Raw genomic sequence first — 21,021 nt, forward strand, 5'->3', positions numbered from 1 at the left:
GAAAGACGGGCTGCGGCCCGTCTTTTTTGTTTAGACTACCCACATAGACCGGCCACCCGCCCGCCGCATCGAAACACGCGGCCCGGAGCCGCCATCGCCTGCATCGAGGAGACATCATGCCCCATACCCACTACACCACCCTGATCTCCGCGACCAATCTGGCCGAGCGGCTCGCCGCCGCGCCGGGCAGCGTCTTCGTGATCGACTGCCGGTTCGATCTCACCGATCCGGAGGCGGGCGAAAAAGCCTATCTGGCCGGCCATCTGCCGGGTGCGCATTTTCTGCATCTCGATCGCGATCTGTCCGGGCCGAAGACCGGCTCGAACGGCCGGCATCCGTTGCCGGATCGCGCGCGGCTCGTCGAGACGCTCAAATCGCGCGGGCTCAAGCAGGGCCAGCAGGTCGTCGCTTACGACGCGCAAGGAGGCATGTACGCGGCGCGAATCTGGTGGCTGTTGCGCTGGCTCGGTCACGACGCGGTGGCGCTGCTCGACGGCGGATTGCAGGCCTGGCAAGCCGCCGGCCAGCCGTTGACGCAGGACGCGCCCGCCCAGGACACCGGCGACTTCAAGCCGGCCGCGCCGCTCGCGGTCACCGTCGATGCACAGACGGTCGAGCGCAATCTCGGCTCGAAGGAACGCGTGGTCGTGGATGCGCGCGCGGCCGACCGCTATCGCGGCGAAAACGAGACGCTCGATCGCGTCGGCGGCCATATCCCGGGCGCGCTGAATCGCTTCTTCAAGGACAATCTGACCGCCGACGGCCGCTTCAAGCCCGCCCACACGCTGCGCGAGGAATTCCACGCGCTGCTCGGCGACACCCCGCCCGAGCACGTGGTGCTGCAATGCGGCTCGGGCGTGACCGCCTGTGTCAATTCGCTCGCGATGGAAATTGCCGGCCTGCACGGCTCCGCGTTGTACGCGGGCTCGTGGAGCGAATGGAGTTCGGACCCGAAGCGGCCGGTCGCGACCGGCCCGAATCCTTAAGCCCTGAAGCGCCGGCCGCGCGCGTCACGCGACGCCGTGCTGCTTGAACCACACCAGCGCGCGACGCCAGCCATCCTCCGCATCGGCCTTGCGATAGCTCGGCCGGTAGTCCGCGAAGAACGCGTGGCCCGCATCGTCGTACACGACGAACTGCGAGCCGCGCCCCACCGCGGGACCTCGCGCGATCGCCTGTTTCATCTGCTCGAGCGTGTCCTGCGGAATGCTCTGATCCTGGCGCCCGTACATTCCGAGCACCGGCGCATGCAGATTCGCGACGAGATCGATCGGATTGGCCGGCGTGTTCTCGGTCTTCGCGCCCGTCACGCGGCCATACCAGGCCGCGCCCGCCTTCACGCGCGGATTGTGCTCCGCGTATAGCCACGCGATGCGCCCGCCCCAGCAAAAGCCGTTCACGCCCAGCCGGTTCAAGTCGCCGCCATGCGCGCCCGCCCACGCAGCGGCCGCATCCAGATCGGCCAGCACCTGCTGGTCGGGCACCTTGCTGACCAGTTGCTCGTTCAACTGCTGCATGCTCGTGAAGACGGTCGGGTCGCCTTGCCGCTCGTACAGGTCGGGCGCGATCGCCAGATAGCCCTGCTTCGCGAAGCGCCGGCAGACGTCGGCGATATGCTCGTGCACGCCGAAAATTTCATGCACGACGAGGATCACCGGCAGATCGGTCTTGCCCTTCGGTTGCGCGCGATAGGCCGGCACCAGCGTGCCGCCCGACTGGAACGCGACTTCGCCGGCTTCGAGGCCGTCGCTGTCGGTGTGGATGGTCTGCGCCGACACCGGCAGCACGGCCGCGGCGAAGCCGGTGCCGAGCGCGGCCTTGATGAAGGTACGGCGGTCAAACGGAACGTGCGGGATCAGGCTGTCGATTTCGGGTTCCAGCATGCGGCGCTCCTCGGTTGGTTGATCGGATGCAACAGGATACGCGCGGAGCGCATCCCGTTGCAGATTCAACCATGAGCGCAGCGCGCGCGCCTCAGTGCAGCTTGACGCGCGGCAGCGTGGTGCGGCGCAGCCAGTGCGCGAACGTGTCGAGCACCATGCGCGGATAGCCGTGCAGCGCGGCGATATGCAGCCGGTACAGCGACATGTACATGAAGCGCGCGAACAGCCCTTCGATCAGCATGTTGCCGCCGATCACCCCGCCCATCAGATTGCCGACCGCGCTGAAGTGGCCGAGCGACACCAGCGAGCCGAAGTCGCGATAGGTGAATTCCGGCAGCGGCCGGTTCTCGAGGCGGGCCGCCAGCGCCTTCAGCAAAAACGTTGCCTGCTGGTGCGCGGCCTGCGCGCGCGGCGGCACGTTGCGCTCGTTGCCCGGCCACTCGCAAGCGGCGCAGTCGCCGAGCGCGAAGATGTTGTCGTCGATTTCGGTTTGCAGCGTGCGGCGCACGGACAGCTGGCCGAGCCGGTTGACCGGCAGCCCGTCGAGTTGCCCCAGCACCGCCGGCGCCTTGATGCCGGCCGCCCACACCGTCAGATCGGCGCGCACCGTGTGACCGCTGGCGGTCCGGATAAAGCCGGGCGCAACCTCGGCCACGGTTTCGCCGATCATCAGCTTCACGCCGAGCTTGGTCAGCAATTCGGCGGTAGCCGTAGAGACACGTTCCTGCAGCGCCGGCAGAATACGCGGCCCCGCCTCGATCAACACGATGCCGACGTCATGGCGCGGGTCGAGCTTGTGCAACCCGTACGCGGACAACACCTGGGCGGTATTGCGCAATTCCGCCGACAACTCGACCCCGGTCGCGCCGCCGCCGACGATCGCCACCTGAATACGCGGTTCGCTGGTCGTCCAGGTGCCGGGGCCCGGGCGCGATTCGACCGGCTCGTGGGCCTGATGCTCGGCGCGCATGCAGGCCGCGATCAGGCGTTTGCGGAAACGCTCGGCCTGGCCGACGGTATCGAGTGCAATGGAGAATTCGGCCGCGCCCGGGACGCCGAAGAAGGCCGTGGTACTGCCGATCGCGATGACCAGCGTGTCGTACTCGAGCACGCGCTCTGGCAGCAGTTCGGCGCCGTCGTCGTCGAGCACGGTGCCCAGCGTGATGCGACGGCTCGCACGGTCGAGCCCGGTCAGCTCGCCCTGCTGGAACTCGAAGCCGTGCCAGCGCGCCTGCGCCGCGTATTCGAGTTCCTGCGTGAACGGATCCATGCTGCCGGCCGCCACCTCGTGCAGCAGCGGCTTCCAGATATGGGTCGGATTGCGGTCGACCAGCGTGACAAGGGCCTTCGCATCCTTGCCCTTCTTGCCGGCGCCGTAGCGATCGCCAAGACGGGTCGCCAGTTCCAGTCCGCCCGCACCTCCGCCAACGACGATAAATCGATGCATTGCACTCTCCGTGTAGCCGATGAATTATGCGTCGCGACGCCGCGCACGAAGGCGCCGTTCCGGACCGATTGTCCTCGACCCACACGGGTAGCCACAAGTCTTCAAAACCCATGTGTGACATGCACACGACGTTATCGCGCGCGTGTCATGGCAATGTCAGTGCGCCTCTTCCCAGTTCAGCCCGGCGCCGACCTCGGCGACCAGCGGCACCTTCAGCGCGGCCACGCCGCACATCAGTTCAGGCAGACGCTTGCGCACTTCCGACAATTCGGCGTCCGGCACTTCGAGAATCAGTTCGTCGTGCACCTGCATGATCATGCGCGTGCCGATCTTCGAATCTTCGATCCACTTCTGCACCGCGATCATCGACAGCTTGATCAGGTCGGCGGCCGTACCCTGCATCGGCGCATTGATTGCCGCGCGCTCTGCTGCCTGCCGACGCGGCCCGTTGCCGCCGTTGATTTCCGGCAGCCACAGACGGCGGCCGAACACGGTTTCGACGTAACCCTTCGCCTTCGCGCTCAAACGCGTCTCGTCCATATAACGCGCGACGCCCGGATAGCGCGCGAAATAACGGTCGATATACATCTTCGCCGCGTCGCGCGTGATGCCGAGGTTGGCCGACAGGCCGAACGCGCTCATCCCGTAGATCAGGCCGAAGTTGATGACCTTCGCGACGCGCCGTTGATCGTTCGACACTTCGAGCGGCGTCACACTGAAGATCTCGGCAGCCGTAGCGCGGTGAATATCCTCGCCTTGCGAGAACGCGCGCATCAGCGATTCGTCGCCGGAGATGTGCGCCATGATGCGTAGTTCGATCTGCGAATAATCGGCGGACACGAGTTTGTGTCCAGGCGGCGCGATGAACGCCTCGCGAATGCGGCGGCCTTCGCCGGTGCGCACCGGAATGTTCTGCAGGTTCGGATCGTTCGACGCGAGCCGCCCGGTCACCGCGACCGCCTGTGCGTAATTCGTATGCACGCGGCCGGTCTGCGCATTGACCATGCGCGGCAGCTTGTCGGTGTAGGTGGATTTCAGCTTCGACAGGCCGCGATGCTCGAGCAGGATTTTCGGCAGCGGATAGTCTTCGGCGAGCTTTTGCAGTACTTCTTCGTCGGTCGACGGCGCGCCGCTCGGCGTCTTCTTGACGACCGGCAATTCAAGCTTCTCGAAGAAGATCTGACCGATCTGCTTCGGAGAACCAAGATTGAATTCGCCGCCGGCCAGTTCGTACGCTTTGCTTTCGAGCTCGATCAGCCGCGCGGCGATTTCGCTGCTTTGCTGACGCAGCTTCTCCGCGTCGATCAGCACGCCGGTGCGCTCCATCTTGCGCAGCACCCGCGAGGTCGGCACTTCTATCTCGCTGTACACGTGCTCGAGCGTCTTTTCGGCGGCGATCTGCGGGTACAGCGCCTGATGCAGGCGCAGCGTGATGTCGGCGTCTTCGGCCGCGTATTCGGCGGCTTTATCCAGCGCGACTTCGTCAAAGCCGATCTGTTGCGCGCCCTTGCCGCAAATCTCTTCGTACTTGATCGTCTTCACGCCGAGATGGCGCAGCGCGAGGCTGTCCATGTCGTGCGTGCGATGCGATTCGAGCACGTACGATTCGAGCAGCGTGTCGTGCTGCACGCCGCGCATTTCGATGCCGTAATTCGCGAGCACCTGTTCGTCGTACTTCAGATGCTGGCCGACCTTCTTGCGCTCTTCGCTTTCGAGCCACGGCTTGAGCTTGCCGAGCACTTCGTCGCGCGGCAGTTGCACGGGCGCGTCCGGGCCGCGATGAGCGAGCGGCACGTAGGCGGCGCGGCCCGCTTCGACCGACAGCGACAGGCCGACGATCTGCGCGGTCATCGGATCGAGCGAGGTGGTCTCGGTATCGAAGGAGGTCAGTTCGGCCGCGTTGATCTTTTCGAGCCACGCGTCGAACTGTTCCCACGTCTGCACGGTGTCGTAATGGCGCTCATGGTCGACCGACAACGCGGGCGGCACGTCCGTTTCCGGACCTTCGACCGCATCGGCGATTTCGACCTCGCGCAGCCAGGTCTTGAAGCCGTGGCGCGTGAACACCTCGCGCAGTTCTTCGCGCGACTCCGGCCGGCTCTGCAAACTTTCCCCGATCGACACGATGTGGTCGGTCAGATTGCAGTTGCGCTCGACGGTCACGAGCTTGCGCGCCATCGGCAGAAAATCGAGAGCGCGGCGCAGATTGTCTCCCACCGCACCTTTGATCTCGCTCGCATGTGCGACGATGCCGTCTAGCGAGTCGTATTGCGTGAGCCATTTGAGCGCGGTCTTCGGTCCGCATTTATCGACGCCCGGCACGTTGTCGACGGTATCGCCGATCAGCGACAGGTAATCGACGATGCGTTCCGGCGGCACGCCGAACTTCGCGATTACGCCTTCGCGGTCGAGCGTTTCGTTGGTCATCGTGTTGACCAGCGTGACGCGATCGGACACGAGTTGCGCGAGGTCTTTGTCGCCGGTAGAAACGACCACCTTCATGCCGAGCTTTTCGGCTTGCGCGCACAACGTGCCGATCACGTCGTCGGCTTCGACGCGTTCGATCATGAGCAGCGGCCAGCCGAGCGCGCGCACCGCGACGTGAATCGGTTCGATCTGACGCGACAGATCTTCCGGCATCGACGGGCGGTTCGCCTTGTAGTCCGGATACCAGTCGTCACGAAATGTTTTGCCCTTGGCGTCGAACACGCACGCGCTATACTCTGCGGTAACTTCCTTGCGCATGCGCCGGAGCATGTTGATCATCCCGTAGAGCGCACCCGTCGGGCTACTGTCGGGACCGCGCAGATCAGGCATCGCATGGTAGGCCCGGTATAGATAACTCGAACCGTCGACCAACAGCAGGGTCTTACCTTCAAGGCTTCGTTCTTCAGGCATTATGACTAAGAGAAAAGTGATTCCGAGTCTGCGATCGCTCGCAGATCAAGAGCGCGCAACGGCCAAAAAAGCCCGCGCATCGTGGCAGATGTTCACGATTATGGCAGAGTTTATCGAGGCGACCGAGTACCTGTCGGAGATTCGCCCGGCTGTCAGTATCTATGGTTCGGCGCGTCTGAAACCCAACACGCCGTACTACAAACTGGCCACGCAGATCGCCCGCAAATTGTCCGACGCGGGCTTCGCGGTGATCTCCGGCGGCGGCCCCGGCATCATGGAAGCGGCCAACAAAGGCGCGCATGCGGGCAAGGCGCCGTCGGTCGGTCTGAACATCGAACTGCCGCACGAGCAATCGGGCAACCAGTGGCAGGACATCTCGCTGCGCTTCCGTCATTTCTTCACGCGTAAAGTCACGTTCGTGAAGAACTCGGACGCGGTCATCGTGATGCCTGGCGGCTTCGGCACGCTCGACGAACTCGCGGAAGTTCTCACGCTCATCCAGACCAAGAAATCGCGTCACGTGCCGATCATTCTGGTCGGCGCCGAGTTCTGGGAAGGGCTGCTCGCGTGGTTCAAGAGCTCGCTGATTCCGATGGGCCTGATCAATCCGACCGACATCGATCTGATGCAGGTAATCGACGATCCGGACCAGGTGCTCGAAGCGGTGCTGAAGTTCTATGAAGATCGCGAGGAAGGCGAGCAGCATCCGGTGAAGTCGGACGAAGACCGGATGTTCTATCTGTAACGATGCAAGCCGCGGGCCCCGAAGCATCGCAACATGGACCACCCACTCACCTCGCCCGAGCCCGGCGCCGGACTCGCGCCCACCCCAACGGTGCGCGAAATCTTCAGCGGCTTTCTCGGCCTGGGACTGATCTCCTTTGGCGGCGCGTTACCGCTCGCGCGCCGCGCACTCGTCGAACAACGCCGCTGGCTCAGCGCTGAAGATTTCACCGACCTGCTCGGCCTCTGTCAATTCCTGCCGGGCGGCAACGTGATCAATCTGTCGGTTGCGATGGGAATGCGCTTTCGCGGCTTGCCGGGAGCGCTGGCCGGCTTGCTCGGGCTGATCGCCGGACCTTCACTGGTGGTGATCGGCCTCGGCGTGCTGTATGAACACACGCAAAACGATCCGCATGTACGCCATCTGTTCGCGGGGCTCGCGGCGGCCGCGTCGGGCCTGCTCATCTCGATGGCGATCAAAATCCTGCTGCCGTTGCGCAACAAGCCGCTCGCCGCGCTGATCGCGGCGCTCGGCTTCGTTGCGATTGCGATCCTGCGGCTGCCGCTGCTGCCGACCATGCTGGTGCTCACGCCGCTCAGCATTTATCTCGCCGCGAGGAGCGCACGATGACTCACACACTCGTTGCGCTCGCGGTTATTTTCAGTCAGCTGTCGCTGCTCGCGTTCGGCGGCGGCAACACGATTCTTCCGGAGATGCAGCGCCAGGTGGTCGATGTGCATCACTGGATGCCGGCCAGCGAATTCAGCGCGCTGTTCGCGCTCGCGCAGGCCGCGCCGGGGCCGAACCTGATGATCGTCACACTGATCGGCTGGCATGTGGCCGGCTGGGCTGGGATGCTGGTGACGTCGATTGCAAAGTTCGGGCCGTCGTCGATTGTGACGATCCTCGCGCTGCACGCGTGGGAGCGCTTCAAGGACCGGCCGTGGCGACGCTACGCGCAACTCGGCCTCGTGCCGGTGACGGCCGGTATCGTCGCGGCGAGCGCGGCGGTGATCGCGCGAGCCTCGAACCCGACCGCGATCGCGTGGGCGATCACCGCATTCACCGCGGTGCTCGCGACGAAGACGCGGATTCATCCGTTGTGGCTGCTGGCGGCGGGAAGTCTGATCGGTTTGAGCGGGTTCGGACAAGGTTGAACCAGCCGAACTCCTGACCAGTTATGCCCATAGGTTTCGTGCTGAAAGAGAAAGGTTCGGTAAGCTAAGCTTTCCGCTTACTCCCTTAGATTGCTCAGCCCGGCACAAGCCGGCGCTTGCGCCGCGCGCAGACAGGCTCGTAAAGCGCCGCGGGCGATGCCGGCAGTCCCGCTCAGGACACCCGCATCGCCCGCCGCATCCGCCTCAGGTTACCGGCGCGGTTACTGGAACGCCACCTCCGCAAAGCTGCGCAGCTTGCGACTATGCAATCGATGCAGCCCGTTCATCCGCAGCAGCTCCATCGCCTTCACCCCGATCTGCAGATGCTGATCGACCTGCGCGCGATAGAACTGATCCGCCATGCCCGGCAGCTTCAGCTCGCCGTGCAACGGCTTGTCCGACACGCACAGCAAGGTGCCGTACGGCACCCGGAAGCGAAAGCCGTTCGCGGCGATCGTCGCGCTTTCCATGTCGAGCGCGATCGCGCGGCTTTGCGACAGCCGCTGCACCGGTTCGCGATGATCGCGCAGTTCCCAGTTGCGGTTGTCGACGCTCGCGACCGTGCCGGTGCGCATCACGCGCTTCAACTCGACGCCGTCGAGCTGTGTGACCTGCGCGACCGCGCGTTCGAGCGCGACCTGCACTTCGGCAAGCGCCGGGATCGGCACCCACAGCGGCAGATCGGCGTCGAGCACGTGGTCCTCGCGCACATAGCCGTGCGCGAGCACGTAGTCGCCGAGACGCTGGGTGTTGCGCAGCCCCGCGCAGTGGCCGAGCATGATCCACGCGTGCGGGCGCAGCACCGCGATGTGATCGGTGATGGTCTTCGCATTCGACGGCCCGACGCCGATGTTGATCATCGTGATGCCGCTGCCGTCCGCGCGCTTCAGGTGATACGCGGGCATCTGCGGCAGCCGCGGCGGCGGCGTGCCTTCCTGGGCCTGCTCGCCGAGATTCTCGTTGTAGGTGACGACGTCGCCGGGCTCGACGAACGACGTGTATTCGCTGCGGTACGCGCGCAGTTCCTCGTCGTCGGTACGGGTCATCATGTTGCGGCCCAGTTTGACGAATTCGTCGATATAGAACTGGTAGTTCGTGTACAGCACGTAGTTCTGCACGTGCGTCGGCGAGGTCGCGGTGTAGTGCTTGAGCCGGTGCAGCGAGAAGTCGACCCGCGCCGCGGTGAACAGCGCGAGCGGATGCGGCTCGCCCGGCAGCGGTTCATAGGTGCCGTTGACGATCCGGTCGTCGAGCAGCGCGAGGTCCGGCGTATCGAAGATGTCGCGCATCAGGGACAGGCGCTCGCGGTCCAGATCGCCTTCGAGGTGAATGCCCTCGGCAAACGCGAAATGAATCGGGATCGGCTGATCCGATACGCCGACTTCGATCCGCACATGATGGTTTTTCGCCAGCAGCCGCAGTTGCTCGCGATAGTAGTTGCCGAACAGGTCGGGCCGCGTGACGGTCGTCTCGAACACGCCCGGCCCCGCGACGAAGCCGTACGAGCGGCGCGAATCGACGTGCGTGTTGACCTCGGTGCGCACCCGCACGAACGGATAGCAGGCGCGCACGCGATTGACAAACTGCTCGTTGCGGCGGTAGCGCGCGAATGCATCGCGCAGGAACGAAGTGTTTGCCTCGTAAATCGCGGCGAGGCGGGTGACGGCCTCGGCCGCGTCGTCGAAGCCCTCGGTGGGGAAGCTGTTGGCGGGAGTTTGCACCGTGCGTTGATTGATATCGTTGTTCATCATCGTTCACCCCTATTGATGAGACGACCTTACCACGGAACCCGGCGCCGCCAAATGTCAACCACAGGCTGAAGACGGGCTTGCACACGGTTCGCGCGCGTTGCGCGAAAGCGGCGCAAAATAAGGCCGCGCGCCCGTACGCGAGGCCGGATTTGCTAAAATCGGCGCACCCTTTCGGAGAATCACCATGAAGCCGCTCCTTCCCATCGCCGTTGCGCTGGCTTTAGCCTTCGGCAACGCCGCGATGGCTGCCCCCGTCGACGAACCGCCGCCCGCCGACGCGCCCCAGTCGGCCAATGAACGGGCCGGTCTGCCGGACCTGGCGAAGATCAATCGCCCCGCCGCGGAGGTCAGCTCGAAGGTCGAAATCAACGTTCCGCGCACGCCGAGCTTCCACGAGGTGAGCCCGAGCGGCACCGAAATCACGGAGTATCGCGACAAGGGCAAGCCGGTCGAAATCAACGTGCATTCGAATTTCGGCACGCGCTACCAGATGAGCGCGCCGCTCGACACGTCGCCGACCGTCCACGACAGCGGCCGTCCGAGCACCCGTTTGCCGTCGGTGAACCTGCGCTACTGATCGATCCCGAAGCGGCGCGCCGGCACTTGCCGGGTCCCGCGCCGCGGCCCGTGTTCCCCGCAAGCGCAATCCGGATACGCCGAACCGCCTGGTTCGACACCGCCTCCACCCGCTTGCTGCCTACTTTTGTCGCACCTCGCACTGGCCCTACCGCGCCAGCCCGAACAACCTGACCCGACGTTTCCCGCATGGCCGTCTTCACCGCTGTCAACGACTCCCAACTCGCAGAATGGATGCGCCACTACGACCTCGGCGATGTCGTCGAATTGCGTGGCATCTCGTCCGGCATTGAAAACAGCAACTTCTTTCTGACGACGACGCGCGGCGAATACGTGCTGACGATTTTCGAAAAGCTGACCGCCGAACAACTGCCGTTCTATCTCGACCTGATGCGCCACCTCGCGTCGCACCGCGTGCCGGTGCCCGATCCGATGCCGCGCAAGGACGGCGCACTGTTCGGCATGCTGCTCGGCAAGCCGGCGACGATCGTCACCAAGCTCGAGGGCGCGCCCGAACTCGCGCCCGGCATCGAGCACTGCGTCGAGGTCGGCCAGATGCTCGCGCGGATGCACCTCGCGGGCCGCGACTATCCGCGCTATCAGCCGAATCTGCGCAGCCTGCCGTGGTGGCGCGACACCGTGCCGACGATCCTGCCGTATCTGGAAGGCGAACAAGCCGAGCTGCTGGCGTCGGAGCTCGCGCATCAGGAAGCGTTTTTCGCGTCGGCCGATTACGCGGCGATGCCGGGCGGCCCCTGCCACGCCGACCTGTTCCGCGACAACGCGATGTTCGCGCACGCGGCGCCCGGCACCGGCCACGAAGTGCGGCTCGGCGGCTTCTTCGACTTCTATTTCGCCGGCTGCGACAAGTGGCTGTTCGACGTCGCGGTGACCGTCAACGACTGGTGCGTCGACCTCGCGACCGGCCAGCTCGACGACGCGCGCACCGAGGCGCTGCTGCGCGCGTACCAGACGGTGCGGCCGTTTACCGTCGAGGAAAACCGCCATTGGGGCGACATGCTGCGGGCCGGCGCGTACCGCTTCTGGGTCTCGCGCCTGTATGATTTTCACCTGCCGCGCGCGGCCGAGCTGCTCAAGCCGCACGACCCCGGCCATTTCGAACGCATTCTGCGCGAACGCCTGAAAGGCGTCGCCAATCCTGGCATCCATACTCCATGCAACTGATCGAAGTTCCCGCGAAAACCGGCTACGTGTGGTTCCGGCAAGGCATCTGGCTGTTCCGCAAGAATCCGCTCGCGTTCCTCACGTTGTTCTTCACCTATCTGCTGGTGATGACACTGGTGTCGCAGATCCCGGTGGTCGGCGGCGTGCTGCCGCTGCTGTTCATTCCGGGCGTCGCGGTCGGTTTCATGGCCGCGTGCCGCGACACGATCGCCGGCAAACCGGTGTTTCCGACCATCCTCGTCGACGGCTTTCATTCGTACGGTCCGGTGGTCACGCGGCGGCTGCTGGTGCTCGGCGTCGTGTACGTGATCGCGATGGCGCTGGTGCTGGCCGGCTCCGCGCTTGCCGACGGCGGCATGCTGCTGCAGGTGATGCTCGGCAACGCGGCGATGGACGAGAACGCGATCGCCAACAGCAACATCCCGCTCGCGGTGCTGACCGCGCTCGCGTTTTACGTGCCGGTCGCGATGCTGTTCTGGTTCTCGCCGATTCTCATCGCGTGGCACGACGTGCCGCCGGTCAAGGCGATGTTCTTCAGCGTCGTCAGTTGCTGGCGCAATCGCGGTGCGTTCGTCGTGTTCGCGGCGCTGTGGTTCGCGGTGGCGACGCTGGTGTCGCTCGGGCTGTCCACGCTGATGCAGGCGCTCGGCGCGGCCGAGTTCGCGTTCGCGATCCTGATGCCCGCGACGATGATCGTCACCACGATGCTGTATTGCTCGTTCTACGCGACCTATCGCGGTTGCTTCGGCGTGCAGACGCCGCAAACACCGGATCTGCCGACCCGGCCGGCGGCCTGATCTGTCGATTGCCGCGCGGGGGCCGTTCCGGCGCCCGCGCGTTCGTTCCTCTCGCGCCCGTCATCTACGCCGGATTGCGGCACAATGGTTAGCGTGCAAGCCATTTGCACGCTCTTTCAGCCGAGATGCACGATGACCACTCAGCGCGCCGCCCTCCCCTTCACGCTCGACGAGCAACTGTGCTTCGCCCTCTATTCGACCTCGCTGGCGATGACGAAGGCGTACAAGCCGCTGCTCGAAAAGCTCGGCCTGACCTACCCGCAATACCTGGCGATGCTGGTGCTGTGGGAAACCGACAACGTCACCGTGAAGGACATGGCCACGCGTCTGAATCTCGATCCGGCGACGGTCACGCCACTGCTCAAACGGCTCGAGGCTCAAGGCCTCGTCGAACGCGTGCGCGGCACCGACGACGAACGGCTCGTCTATATCCGGCTCTCCAGCGCGGGCAAGACGCTCAAACGCCAGGCGCGCGAAGTGCCCGCCGAAATCTTCTGCGCGACCCAGCAGACGCCGGAATTCCTGCTGCGCCTGCGCGACGATCTCACCCGTCTGCGCGCGACACTCAACGATTACATGGACGACGGCGAGTAACCGCCGCGCTGCAGCCGCTACCCAAAACGGGAAGCGCGCTATCGCGTCGATGCAAAATTTAATTTGCACACAAATGATTTGTGTACTATCTTAGTCGACATGCCGCTTCGCTGTTACCTCGCCAGACCGGCGAACCAGCCCGCGGCGGCAAGCATGCGAACCCTGACCATCCCAGACAAGGAGCAGCACCATGAACATCCTCTACAAGGCAAGCGCAACGAGCACCGGTGGCCGCGACGGCCGCGCCGTATCGTCGGACAATGCATTGGACGTGAAGCTGGCCGCGCCGCGTGAGCTCGGCGGCAACGGCGCGGCGGGCACCAACCCCGAACAGTTGTTCGCGGCCGGCTACTCGGCCTGTTTCCTGAGCGCGATGAAGTTCGTCGCCGGCCAGCGCAAGCAGGCGCTGCCGGCCGACACGCAGGTCTCCGCGGACGTCGGCATCGGCCCGAACGACCACGGCGGCTTCGCGCTCGACATCGATCTGCGCATCACCCTGCCGGGTCTCGCGCCGGAAGCGGCGAAGGAACTGGTCGACGCCGCGCATCAGGTTTGCCCGTACTCGAACGCCACGCGCAACAACGTCGCGGTTCGTCTGCACGTCGCGTAAGCCGGCCGACCGGCGCGCAACCGCGCGCCGTCGCGAACAATGCCCGCTCCCTGCACAATGAGGGGCGGGCGTTGTTGCATCTGACGCCCACGGCACGCAATCTGCGACACCGCACCCTAACTTCCCGCTTCCCACCGCTACCCACCCTACCCGATGACACGCGCCCGCCGCCTCGACGACTCCTTCGACACCGGCCTCGTCTGGTTCCGCCGCGATCTGCGCAGCACCGATCAGGCCGCGCTGTACTACGCACTCAAGCATTGCGAGCGGGTGTGGTGCGTCTTCGTGTTCGACACGACGATCCTGCAACCGCTGATCGACACATGGCAGACGCGTCATCCGGACGAGCCGGCGCAGGACCGGAGGATCGATTTCATCCTCGCATCGCTGCAAGAACTCGATCACGCGTTGCGCGCCGACGGCGGCGGTCTCGTCGTGCTGCATGGCGACCCGGCTGAGCTGGTACCGAAACTGGCCGCCGAACTGCGGGTCGATGCGGTGTTCGCGAATCACGATTACGAGCCGGTTGCGATCGAACGCGATGCAGCGGTCGGCGAACAGCTCGCCGAAGCGGGTCGCCAGTGGCTGACGTTCAAGGACCAGACGATTTTCGAGCGCGACGAGGTGCTCAACGGTCAGCGCAAACCGTTCGCGGTCTTCACGCCATACAAGAACGCGTGGCTCAAGCAGCTCCGCGCGTTCGACCTGAAGCCCTACCCTGTCGAAACCTATGCGAAGCATCTGGCGGCGCTGCCGCGCAAGCTGGACCGCCCCCTGCCGACGCTCGACCAGCTCGGCTTCGCACCGAGCAACCTCGCCGAACTGGCGCTGCCCGCCGGCATGAGCGGCGCGCAACAGTTGCTCGACGACTTCCTGACGCGCATCGACAGCTATGCGGAGCGCCGCGACTTTCCCGCCGCGAAGGGACCGAGCTATCTGTCGGTGCATCTGCGCTTCGGCACCGTGTCGATCCGCACGCTCGCGCGCCTCGCGTACGAGATGTCGCTCCAGCCCGACGGCGAAGGCGCGGCGACCTGGCTCTCCGAGCTGATCTGGCGGGACTTCTACTTCATGGTGCTCGCCCATCATCCGCGCATCGCGAGCGGCGCGCCGTTCAAGCGGGAATACGAGCATCTGCGCTGGGAGCATGGCGCCGAGGCCGACAAGGCGTTCGCCGCGTGGTGCGACGGCCGCACCGGCTATCCGCTGATCGACGCGGCGATGCTGCAACTAAACCGCACCGGCTACATGCACAACCGTCTGCGGATGGTGACCGCGAGCTTTCTCGCGAAGGATCTCGGCATCGACTGGCGTCGCGGCGAGCGCTATTTCGCGGACTTGCTCAACGACTTCGATTTCTCGGCGAACAACGGCGGCTGGCAATGGGCGGCCTCGACCGGTTGTGATGCGCAACCGTACTTCCGCATTTTCAATCCGGTCACCCAATCCGAAAAATTCGACCCGGACGGCCGCTTTATCAAACGCTATCTTCCCGAGCTCGCGAACTTGCCGGCAAAATGGATTCACGCGCCATGGGTTGCGGGCGCGCAGCGGCTCGCGGAACTCGGCGTGGTACTGGGCAAAGACTATCCGGAACCGATCGTCGATCACGCGCAGGCCCGCGAGCGCACGCTCGCCCGTTACGGCAAGTGAGGGCCCGCTTACATCAGTGAACAACAACGTCTGGAGGGGTAAAGATGCGTCGTCTGCCGTCGCTGCTCGTGTTTCTGATCCTGACGCTGGCGGCCGGCTGGGCCGCGAGTCTATCGATGCCGGACGCGTGGTACGCGGATCTGCACAAACCCGTCTTCAATCCGCCGAACTGGGTGTTCCCGCCGGTCTGGACCGTGCTGTACGTACTGATGGCGTTTTCCGCGTGTCGGGTCTGGAAGCGCGACGGGATGACCGCGGCGATCGTGCTGTGGGTCGTGCAACTGCTGTTCAACGCGGCGTGGATGTGGCTGTTTTTCGGCCTGCACCGGCCCGACGCGGGGCTCGTCGACATACTGATCCTGCTGGTGCTGATCGTCGTGCTGACCTATATGTTCTGGCGACGCGATCGCCTCGCGGGCGTGCTGCTGATGCCGTACGTGATATGGGTCGCGTATGCGGCGCTGCTCAATTACGCGTTGTGGCAGATGAATCCGGCTGCGTGATGCGAGCCGTTGGAGACGAGTTGGCCGAAGCCAGGCGCCAGCACCGAGGCGCCGAAAGTAAGCCGCTTGACTGGCCGCGCGGGCCGCATGGAGGGCGAAGCTGGTGAAGCGAGGGTTTCGGGCGAGCGCCTGAGCGGCGTGCCCCGAACACCGGCGTCTCACTACCCGCCGATGCTCCGATTGCTACAGTCCGATGCGGACGTTTGACGCCCGATTAACCGTAGTGCTGGCTCATCCACGACGGCTGACGCACGTTCGCGTCACGGTCGAGCTTGCGCATACGGAATTCGAGATCGTACAGATCGGTCGCTTCGGCGAGATAGGCGTCGGCGCGCTCTTTGGCGAGCTGGTCCGGCGACTTGGTCAGGAACAGAAACAGGCGGCTAAGCAGATACATGGTCGACCTCGGCAATGTGAGCTAGGCGTTTACGCCTAAGGGATAACCCGTATTATAGGGAAAACCCTAGGATTACGCTACTGGTCAATATTCGAGGTGTTGTTACGGCGTCAACGGCCGGCCGACGAAGCCGCCACCGCCGCGCCCTCGGCGAGACGCGCGGCCTCGGGCCGGCGTTGATGCTTGAAGAATTCCCAGATCATCGCGCTGGCGTCCGGGCCTTTCGACGAATGGAACGGCACCGCGTCATCGCCGCCCGCCCATGCGTGGCCGAGCCCCTGGACCCGGCAGGTCCGCACCACGCGACGCCCGCTGCGCACATAGTCGCGCATCACCACACCGCCCTTGCGGTCCTCGCGCATCTCGCCGGACTTGCGCGCGCCGCGCGCGTCGATCATCCGGTTCAGGCGCAGGAACTCGGTAGCCAGTTGCTCGGCGTTGACCGGCGCGACCACGTGATCGGCGTCGCCGTGAATGATGATGGCCGGCATCCCCGGGTATTGGGCGACGTCGGTGAGCGCGTCGACGAGTTCGACCGGCTCGCGGCGCGCGCCGCGCCGCATCACGTCCATCGCGGTGATGCCCGAGCGGGCTTCGCCTAAAGCGGGGCCAGAGTGAAGGGCCACTGCGGCGAAATGCTCCGGATACTTGACGGCAAGCAGCGAACTCAGGCCCGCGCCCGCCGAAATTCCCGCCACGTACACGCGCTCGGCGTCGAAGCCGTGCTGCGCGACCAGCGCATCGACCAGCGACACCACCGCCCGCGCCTCGGCGCCGCCCGCGCTGTCGCCTGCGTCGTACCAATGCCAGCAGCGATGCGAGTGCGCGTGCTTTGACTGCTCCGGGTAGACCACCGCGAAGCCGTACCGGTCGGCGAGCAGGTTCATCCGCGTGCCTTCGGCGAATTCGTCGATGGATTGGGTACAGCCGTGCAGCATCACGACGAGCGGCATCGCCTCATGTGCATGGCCGGCCGGAATGTACAGCCCATACTGCAGATGATTGACGAGCCGGCCCGGCGCGGCCGGCGCGGAATGGAACGAACGGGTCCACGCGCCGCTCGCCCACGCGGCCGCGCGCGGCCGCACACGTGATTCCCGCGGCGCTTCGCGTTTCGCGGGCGTGCGCAGCGCGGCGGCCGGCTTCAACGGCCGGGTTTTACTCGATGGTTTGTTGGCGGCGGCGCGAACCGGTCGCGTCGGCGTTCGCTTCGCGGTTTTTTGCCCGTGTTCGGTCTGAATCGCGAGCAGGCGCTTTAAACCGCGCAGCCAGATTTTCGACAGGCTTTTAGCCATCGGCGATAACCTCGCAAAAAGGGACAGTGCAGATCGGCGAAAATCACCAGATCGCATAAAGTTGTGCAATGCACAATAACATCATTTTTAGTCCGTTGCTGAAGACCGCTGCCGTTAGCCAAGCCCGATTTCCGCCGTGGCGAACCTTGTCGCGCCCCCATCGTCCAACTCGCACGATGGCCGTTCGGCAGCCAACATTCAAGGCGATAAAAGCGTTGCGGGCGACAAGACCGTCAACCGACACCCGTCTATACTGACGGCTAGCCTTCGACCCTGTCGAACCGAGTCGCACCGGCATGCACCGCCGGCCGCGCGCCGCTTCCCACTCACCCCAAATTCCACGCGACCCGGGTCGCGCTTTTGCCCATGCCCGATTTACCCATCCATCTGTGGTATTCGATCACCAGCCTCGGCGGCGCCGGCATGACGCTGCCGCTCGCGCTCGCCATCGCGATCTGGCTGGCGGTCGGTTATTCGTGGAGGCTCTCCGTCTGCTGGCTGGCCCTGCTCGGTTCGGCGATCGGTATCGTGACCGTCACCAAGCTCGCGTTCCTCGGCTGGGGCGTCGGTATCCGTGAACTCGACTTCACCGGCGTCAGCGGTCATGCGATGTTGTCCACCTCGGTCTATCCGGTTGCGCTGTTCCTGATGCTGCTGCCCGCGCGGCCCGCGCTGCGGCTGTTCGGGGTGCTGGTGGGGCTCGCCGCCGGTATCGCGGTGGGCTTGTCGCGCGTCGTGCTGAGTGCGCATTCGCCGTCCGAAGCGGTGACAGGCTGCCTCGTCGGTGCGCTCGCGGCGCTGGTGTTCGTGCGCATCGCGTGGAATGCGGAGCCGGGCCGGCTGTCGGTACTGCCGGTCGCCGTCAGCATGCTGGTGCTGGCAATCGTGATGCACGGCGTGCACGTGCCGACCCAACGCTGGGTCACCGATATCGCGCTCAAAGTCTCCGGCCACGACCGGCCGTTCATCCGCGCGAAATGGAAGGCCACGGGCGACTTCCGGCCGCAAGCCGCGCCGCTGTCGCAGACTCTCAACACCCTCGAACCGGTGCCGCGCGCGCCGATCGCCTAAGCGGCCGGGCGGCCGGGCGGGCTGGCCGCCGCTTTCGCGCCGTCAGCCGGTCTTCTCCCGCTTCCTCCGCCGGTCTTCACCGCTTTCTGCGCGTGCGTGCGCGTCACCCGTCACGCGTTGCGTGGCGCGTGACCAGCCGCCCTGAATTCTGTCGCGCTCACCGCTATAACCGCGCATATATTACGATAGCGGTTTCACCTCGCAGCTTTGTCCAGCTCAGGCTTTTCAGGTCCTTCATGACACTTTCCCGCCGTTTGAAGCAATCCGCGCTGTGCGTTGCGAGCGCCGTCTCCGTTCTCGTCAGCGTGAATGCACACGCCGCTGAACTCGTGGTGTCCGCCGCCGCCAGCCTGACGAACGCGTTCAAGGCAGTCGGCGACGCGTTCCAGCAGCAGCACCCGGGCACCAAGGTACTGATGAACTTCGGCGCATCCGACGTGCTGATGCAGCAGATCGTCAAGGGCGCGCCCGCCGACGTGTTCGCGTCGGCGGATCAGAAGGCGATGGACAAAGCCGCCGCGGAAAAAGTCATCGTGCCGGCCACGCGACGCGACTTCGCGGCCAATTCGCTGGCGCTGATCGTGCCGGCCGACAGCCGTTTCGCGCCCGCCGGCCTCAACGATCTGACCACGGCCAGCGTGAAGCGCGTCGCGTTCGGCGATCCGGCTTCGGTGCCGGTCGGCCGCTATACGCAGGGCGCGTTGCAGGCCGCCGGCGTGTGGGATGCGGTGAGCGCGAAGGCGGTGCTCGCGTCGAACGTGCGCCAGAGCCTCGATTACGTCGCGCGCGGCGAAGTCGACGCCGGCTTCGTGTTCGGCACCGATGCCGCGATCATGCCGGACAAGGTCAAGGTCGCGCTGACCGTGCCGACGCAAACCGCGATCACCTACCCGATCGCGCAGGTGGAAGGCAGCCGCCACGCGGCCGACGCGCGGGCGTTCGTCGATTTCGTGCTGTCGCCGGCCGGCCAGGCGGTGCTCGCGAAGTACGGCTTCAAGCCCGCGCACTGATCCACAGCACTGATCCATAGAAGAGGCACACCGTCATGCAAGAGGCCTGGGTTCCGCTGCTGCTGTCGCTGAAAGTGGCGGGCTGGGCCACCGCGCTCAACCTCGTGCTCGGCGTCGCGGCGGCGCTCGGTCTGTCGCGCTGGCGCTCCGCGGCGCGCGACGTGATCGATTCGCTGCTGATGCTGCCGCTCGTGCTGCCGCCGACGGTGCTCGGCTACTACCTGCTGGTGCTGCTCGGCCGACGCGGCGTGATCGGCGCATGGCTCGACCGCTTCGATATCCAGCTCGTGTTCACGTGGCAGGGGGCGGTGATCGCGTCGACGGTGGTCGCGTTTCCGCTGGTGCTGAAGTCGGCGCGCGCCGCGTTCGAGGGCGTCGATCCGCAGCTGGAGCACGCGGCGCGCACGCTCGGCGTCAGCGAAACCGCGGTGTTTTTCCGCGTGACGCTGCCGCTCGCCGCGCGCGGCATTCTGGCCGGCGGCCTGCTCGCGTTCGCTCGCGCGCTCGGCGAATTCGGCGCGACGCTGATGATCGCTGGCAATCTGCCCGGCCGTACGCAGACGCTGTCGGTCGCGGTGTATTCGGCGGTCCAGGCCGGCGACGACAGCACCGCGAACTTCCTCGTGCTGGTGACCTCGGTCGCATGCGTGACGATCCTGCTGCTCGCGGGACGCCTCGTGCCCCAGCACACACTTCTGAGGTCCCGCTGAAATGCCGCTCAACGTCGCGATCCGCAAAACCTTCGCCAGCGCCGAGCGGCGCTTCACACTCGACGTCGCGTTCAGCGCGAACACCCAGCGGCTCGTGCTGTTCGGGCCGTCCGGCGCGGGCAAAAGTCTGACCTTGCAGGCGATCGCCGGGCTGCTGCGACCCGACGAAGGGTCGATCACGCTGCACGGCGCCACGCTGTTCGACGCCGCGAGCGGCATCGACCTGACGCCGCAGGCGCGCAAGATCGCCTATCTGTTTCAGGACTACGCGCTGTTTCCGCATCTGAACGTGCGCCAGAACATCGGCTTCGGCCTGCGCCAGGGCTGGTTCAATCCGGGCGCGCGCGGCGCGCATCCGCAGGTCGATTACTGGCTCGATGCGCTGGAGTTGCGCGGCGTCGCGGGTAATCATCCGGCGCAGCTGTCCGGCGGGCAGAAGCAACGGGTCGCGCTGGCGCGCGCGCTGATTTCGCAACCGCGTCTGCTGCTGCTCGACGAACCGTTTTCCGCGCTCGACAGCGCGTTGCGCCAGCGCATGCGGCGCGAGCTGTCGGACCTGCAAACGCGGCTCGATATTCCGATGGTGCTGATCACGCACGATCCCGACGATGTCGCCGCGTTCGGCGATCAGGTCGTGCAGGTCAACGACGGCCAGGTGCGTGAAGATCAGCCGTTCGCGGGTTATGCGCGCAGCGAGGCCTCGCCGCGTTGAGTGGGGGCTGTCCGCAGGCTGGACAGGCGCCCGTTCAATGCCGCGGGC

Annotated in this window: 21 protein-coding genes; 15 read left to right on the forward strand and 6 right to left on the reverse strand. The window is 65.3% G+C overall.

What is annotated here, in order from left to right:
• Positions 1–116 precede the first annotated feature (116 nt).
• Entirely contained in the window at positions 117–986 is an 870-nt protein-coding gene (locus LJ656_RS29460) for a sulfurtransferase (RefSeq protein ID WP_230513012.1), read from the forward strand.
• A 24-nt stretch (positions 987–1,010) separates the two neighbouring features.
• Here LJ656_RS29460 and LJ656_RS29465 read toward each other — a convergent pair whose 3' ends face one another.
• The 3 genes from LJ656_RS29465 to polA all read right to left on the reverse strand — a co-directional run bounded on the left by LJ656_RS29465 (position 1,011) and on the right by polA (position 6,228).
• Entirely contained in the window at positions 1,011–1,883 is an 873-nt protein-coding gene (locus LJ656_RS29465) for a dienelactone hydrolase family protein (protein WP_230513013.1), read from the reverse strand.
• A 91-nt stretch (positions 1,884–1,974) separates the two neighbouring features.
• Complete coding sequence (locus tag LJ656_RS29470; RefSeq protein WP_230513014.1) at positions 1,975–3,330, reverse strand: NAD(P)/FAD-dependent oxidoreductase; 1,356 nt, start codon at positions 3,328–3,330, stop codon at positions 1,975–1,977.
• A 156-nt stretch (positions 3,331–3,486) separates the two neighbouring features.
• Positions 3,487–6,228: a DNA polymerase I gene (gene polA / locus LJ656_RS29475; RefSeq protein ID WP_230513015.1), complete on the reverse strand. Its 2,742-nt coding sequence runs from the start codon at positions 6,226–6,228 to the stop codon at positions 3,487–3,489.
• A 1-nt stretch (position 6,229) separates the two neighbouring features.
• Here polA and LJ656_RS29480 point away from each other — a divergent pair, with 1 nt between their 5' ends.
• Genes LJ656_RS29480 through LJ656_RS29490 form a run of 3 tightly spaced genes read left to right on the forward strand, consistent with a single transcriptional unit; the run spans position 6,230 to position 8,109 of the window.
• Positions 6,230–6,973 carry an LOG family protein gene (locus tag LJ656_RS29480; RefSeq protein WP_230513016.1) on the forward strand — a complete coding sequence of 248 codons (744 nt, stop codon included), beginning with the start codon at positions 6,230–6,232 and terminating at the stop codon, positions 6,971–6,973.
• Positions 6,974–7,006: 33 nt separating this feature from the next.
• Positions 7,007–7,582, forward strand: coding sequence for a chromate transporter (locus LJ656_RS29485; protein ID WP_230513017.1), 576 nt, complete (start codon positions 7,007–7,009; stop codon positions 7,580–7,582).
• On the forward strand, positions 7,579–8,109 hold the full coding sequence (locus LJ656_RS29490) for a chromate transporter (protein ID WP_230513018.1): 531 nt from the start codon (positions 7,579–7,581) through the stop codon (positions 8,107–8,109). The genes LJ656_RS29485 and LJ656_RS29490 overlap by 4 nt, the downstream gene beginning before the upstream one ends.
• A gap of 221 nt (positions 8,110–8,330) precedes the next feature.
• On the opposite strand, the gene LJ656_RS29495 is transcribed toward LJ656_RS29490, so the two are convergent.
• Positions 8,331–9,857, reverse strand: a complete 1,527-nt coding sequence (locus LJ656_RS29495) for an AMP nucleosidase (RefSeq protein ID WP_230513082.1) — start codon at positions 9,855–9,857, stop codon at positions 8,331–8,333.
• Between the two features lie 187 nt (positions 9,858–10,044).
• Between LJ656_RS29495 and LJ656_RS29500 the strand changes: the two genes are divergently transcribed.
• The 7 genes from LJ656_RS29500 (at position 10,045) to LJ656_RS29530 (ending at position 15,778) form a co-directional block, all read left to right on the forward strand.
• Positions 10,045–10,437, forward strand: coding sequence for a hypothetical protein (locus LJ656_RS29500; protein ID WP_230513019.1), 393 nt, complete (start codon positions 10,045–10,047; stop codon positions 10,435–10,437).
• A gap of 188 nt (positions 10,438–10,625) precedes the next feature.
• Entirely contained in the window at positions 10,626–11,621 is a 996-nt protein-coding gene (locus LJ656_RS29505) for a homoserine kinase (protein ID WP_230513020.1), read from the forward strand.
• Positions 11,612–12,418 carry a BPSS1780 family membrane protein gene (locus tag LJ656_RS29510; RefSeq protein WP_230513021.1) on the forward strand — a complete coding sequence of 269 codons (807 nt, stop codon included), beginning with the start codon at positions 11,612–11,614 and terminating at the stop codon, positions 12,416–12,418. Before LJ656_RS29505 ends, LJ656_RS29510 begins: the two co-directional genes overlap by 10 nt.
• A 132-nt stretch (positions 12,419–12,550) precedes the next feature.
• The gene (locus LJ656_RS29515) at positions 12,551–13,012 is read left to right on the forward strand and encodes a MarR family winged helix-turn-helix transcriptional regulator (protein ID WP_230513022.1); all 462 of its coding nucleotides are present in this window, start codon (positions 12,551–12,553) and stop codon (positions 13,010–13,012) included.
• Between the two features lie 190 nt (positions 13,013–13,202).
• Positions 13,203–13,622, forward strand: a complete 420-nt coding sequence (locus LJ656_RS29520; protein ID WP_075304923.1) for an organic hydroperoxide resistance protein — start codon at positions 13,203–13,205, stop codon at positions 13,620–13,622.
• Between the two features lie 153 nt (positions 13,623–13,775).
• Positions 13,776–15,275 (forward strand): cryptochrome/photolyase family protein, encoded by a 1,500-nt coding sequence (locus tag LJ656_RS29525; protein ID WP_230513023.1) that lies wholly within the window; start codon positions 13,776–13,778, stop codon positions 15,273–15,275.
• A 44-nt stretch (positions 15,276–15,319) separates the two neighbouring features.
• A complete protein-coding gene (locus tag LJ656_RS29530) occupies positions 15,320–15,778 on the forward strand; it encodes a TspO/MBR family protein (RefSeq protein WP_230513024.1) in 459 nt (152 codons plus the stop codon).
• Positions 15,779–15,992: 214 nt separating this feature from the next.
• On the opposite strand, the gene LJ656_RS29535 is transcribed toward LJ656_RS29530, so the two are convergent.
• Both LJ656_RS29535 and LJ656_RS29540 read right to left on the reverse strand, forming a co-directional pair.
• On the reverse strand, positions 15,993–16,175 hold the full coding sequence (locus LJ656_RS29535) for a DUF3563 family protein (RefSeq protein WP_075304920.1): 183 nt from the start codon (positions 16,173–16,175) through the stop codon (positions 15,993–15,995).
• 110 nt (positions 16,176–16,285) lie between these two features.
• A complete protein-coding gene (locus tag LJ656_RS29540) occupies positions 16,286–17,470 on the reverse strand; it encodes an extracellular catalytic domain type 1 short-chain-length polyhydroxyalkanoate depolymerase (protein ID WP_230513025.1) in 1,185 nt (394 codons plus the stop codon).
• A gap of 366 nt (positions 17,471–17,836) precedes the next feature.
• On the opposite strand from LJ656_RS29540, the gene LJ656_RS29545 reads away from it, so the two are divergent.
• From LJ656_RS29545 to LJ656_RS29560, 4 genes are all read left to right on the forward strand, one after another.
• Entirely contained in the window at positions 17,837–18,541 is a 705-nt protein-coding gene (locus LJ656_RS29545) for a phosphatase PAP2 family protein (protein WP_230513026.1), read from the forward strand.
• Between the two features lie 236 nt (positions 18,542–18,777).
• Complete coding sequence (gene modA / locus LJ656_RS29550; RefSeq protein WP_230513027.1) at positions 18,778–19,551, forward strand: molybdate ABC transporter substrate-binding protein; 774 nt, start codon at positions 18,778–18,780, stop codon at positions 19,549–19,551.
• Between the two features lie 35 nt (positions 19,552–19,586).
• The gene (gene modB, locus LJ656_RS29555) at positions 19,587–20,261 is read left to right on the forward strand and encodes a molybdate ABC transporter permease subunit (protein ID WP_230513028.1); all 675 of its coding nucleotides are present in this window, start codon (positions 19,587–19,589) and stop codon (positions 20,259–20,261) included.
• Between the two features lies 1 nt (position 20,262).
• Positions 20,263–20,973: a sulfate/molybdate ABC transporter ATP-binding protein gene (locus tag LJ656_RS29560; protein ID WP_230513029.1), complete on the forward strand. Its 711-nt coding sequence runs from the start codon at positions 20,263–20,265 to the stop codon at positions 20,971–20,973.
• Positions 20,974–21,021 lie beyond the last annotated feature (48 nt).

This window comes from Paraburkholderia sejongensis, from assembly GCF_020880815.1.
Lineage (GTDB): Bacteria > Pseudomonadota > Gammaproteobacteria > Burkholderiales > Burkholderiaceae > Paraburkholderia > Paraburkholderia sejongensis.

Bases quoted from the DNA above. Each gene is read 5' to 3' on its own strand.
- LJ656_RS29460 (WP_230513012.1), top strand. From the start codon at position 117: ATGCCCCATACCCACTACACCACCCTGATCTCCGCGACCAATCTGGCC.
- LJ656_RS29465 (WP_230513013.1), bottom strand. From the start codon at position 1,883: ATGCTGGAACCCGAAATCGACAGCCTGATCCCGCACGTTCCGTTTGAC.
- LJ656_RS29470 (WP_230513014.1), bottom strand. From the start codon at position 3,330: ATGCATCGATTTATCGTCGTTGGCGGAGGTGCGGGCGGACTGGAACTG.
- polA (WP_230513015.1), bottom strand. From the start codon at position 6,228: ATGCCTGAAGAACGAAGCCTTGAAGGTAAGACCCTGCTGTTGGTCGAC.
- LJ656_RS29480 (WP_230513016.1), top strand. From the start codon at position 6,230: ATGACTAAGAGAAAAGTGATTCCGAGTCTGCGATCGCTCGCAGATCAA.
- LJ656_RS29485 (WP_230513017.1), top strand. From the start codon at position 7,007: ATGGACCACCCACTCACCTCGCCCGAGCCCGGCGCCGGACTCGCGCCC.
- LJ656_RS29490 (WP_230513018.1), top strand. From the start codon at position 7,579: ATGACTCACACACTCGTTGCGCTCGCGGTTATTTTCAGTCAGCTGTCG.
- LJ656_RS29495 (WP_230513082.1), bottom strand. From the start codon at position 9,857: ATGAACAACGATATCAATCAACGCACGGTGCAAACTCCCGCCAACAGC.
- LJ656_RS29500 (WP_230513019.1), top strand. From the start codon at position 10,045: ATGAAGCCGCTCCTTCCCATCGCCGTTGCGCTGGCTTTAGCCTTCGGC.
- LJ656_RS29505 (WP_230513020.1), top strand. From the start codon at position 10,626: ATGGCCGTCTTCACCGCTGTCAACGACTCCCAACTCGCAGAATGGATG.
- LJ656_RS29510 (WP_230513021.1), top strand. From the start codon at position 11,612: ATGCAACTGATCGAAGTTCCCGCGAAAACCGGCTACGTGTGGTTCCGG.
- LJ656_RS29515 (WP_230513022.1), top strand. From the start codon at position 12,551: ATGACCACTCAGCGCGCCGCCCTCCCCTTCACGCTCGACGAGCAACTG.
- LJ656_RS29520 (WP_075304923.1), top strand. From the start codon at position 13,203: ATGAACATCCTCTACAAGGCAAGCGCAACGAGCACCGGTGGCCGCGAC.
- LJ656_RS29525 (WP_230513023.1), top strand. From the start codon at position 13,776: ATGACACGCGCCCGCCGCCTCGACGACTCCTTCGACACCGGCCTCGTC.
- LJ656_RS29530 (WP_230513024.1), top strand. From the start codon at position 15,320: ATGCGTCGTCTGCCGTCGCTGCTCGTGTTTCTGATCCTGACGCTGGCG.
- LJ656_RS29535 (WP_075304920.1), bottom strand. From the start codon at position 16,175: ATGTATCTGCTTAGCCGCCTGTTTCTGTTCCTGACCAAGTCGCCGGAC.
- LJ656_RS29540 (WP_230513025.1), bottom strand. From the start codon at position 17,470: ATGGCTAAAAGCCTGTCGAAAATCTGGCTGCGCGGTTTAAAGCGCCTG.
- LJ656_RS29545 (WP_230513026.1), top strand. From the start codon at position 17,837: ATGCCCGATTTACCCATCCATCTGTGGTATTCGATCACCAGCCTCGGC.
- modA (WP_230513027.1), top strand. From the start codon at position 18,778: ATGACACTTTCCCGCCGTTTGAAGCAATCCGCGCTGTGCGTTGCGAGC.
- modB (WP_230513028.1), top strand. From the start codon at position 19,587: ATGCAAGAGGCCTGGGTTCCGCTGCTGCTGTCGCTGAAAGTGGCGGGC.
- LJ656_RS29560 (WP_230513029.1), top strand. From the start codon at position 20,263: ATGCCGCTCAACGTCGCGATCCGCAAAACCTTCGCCAGCGCCGAGCGG.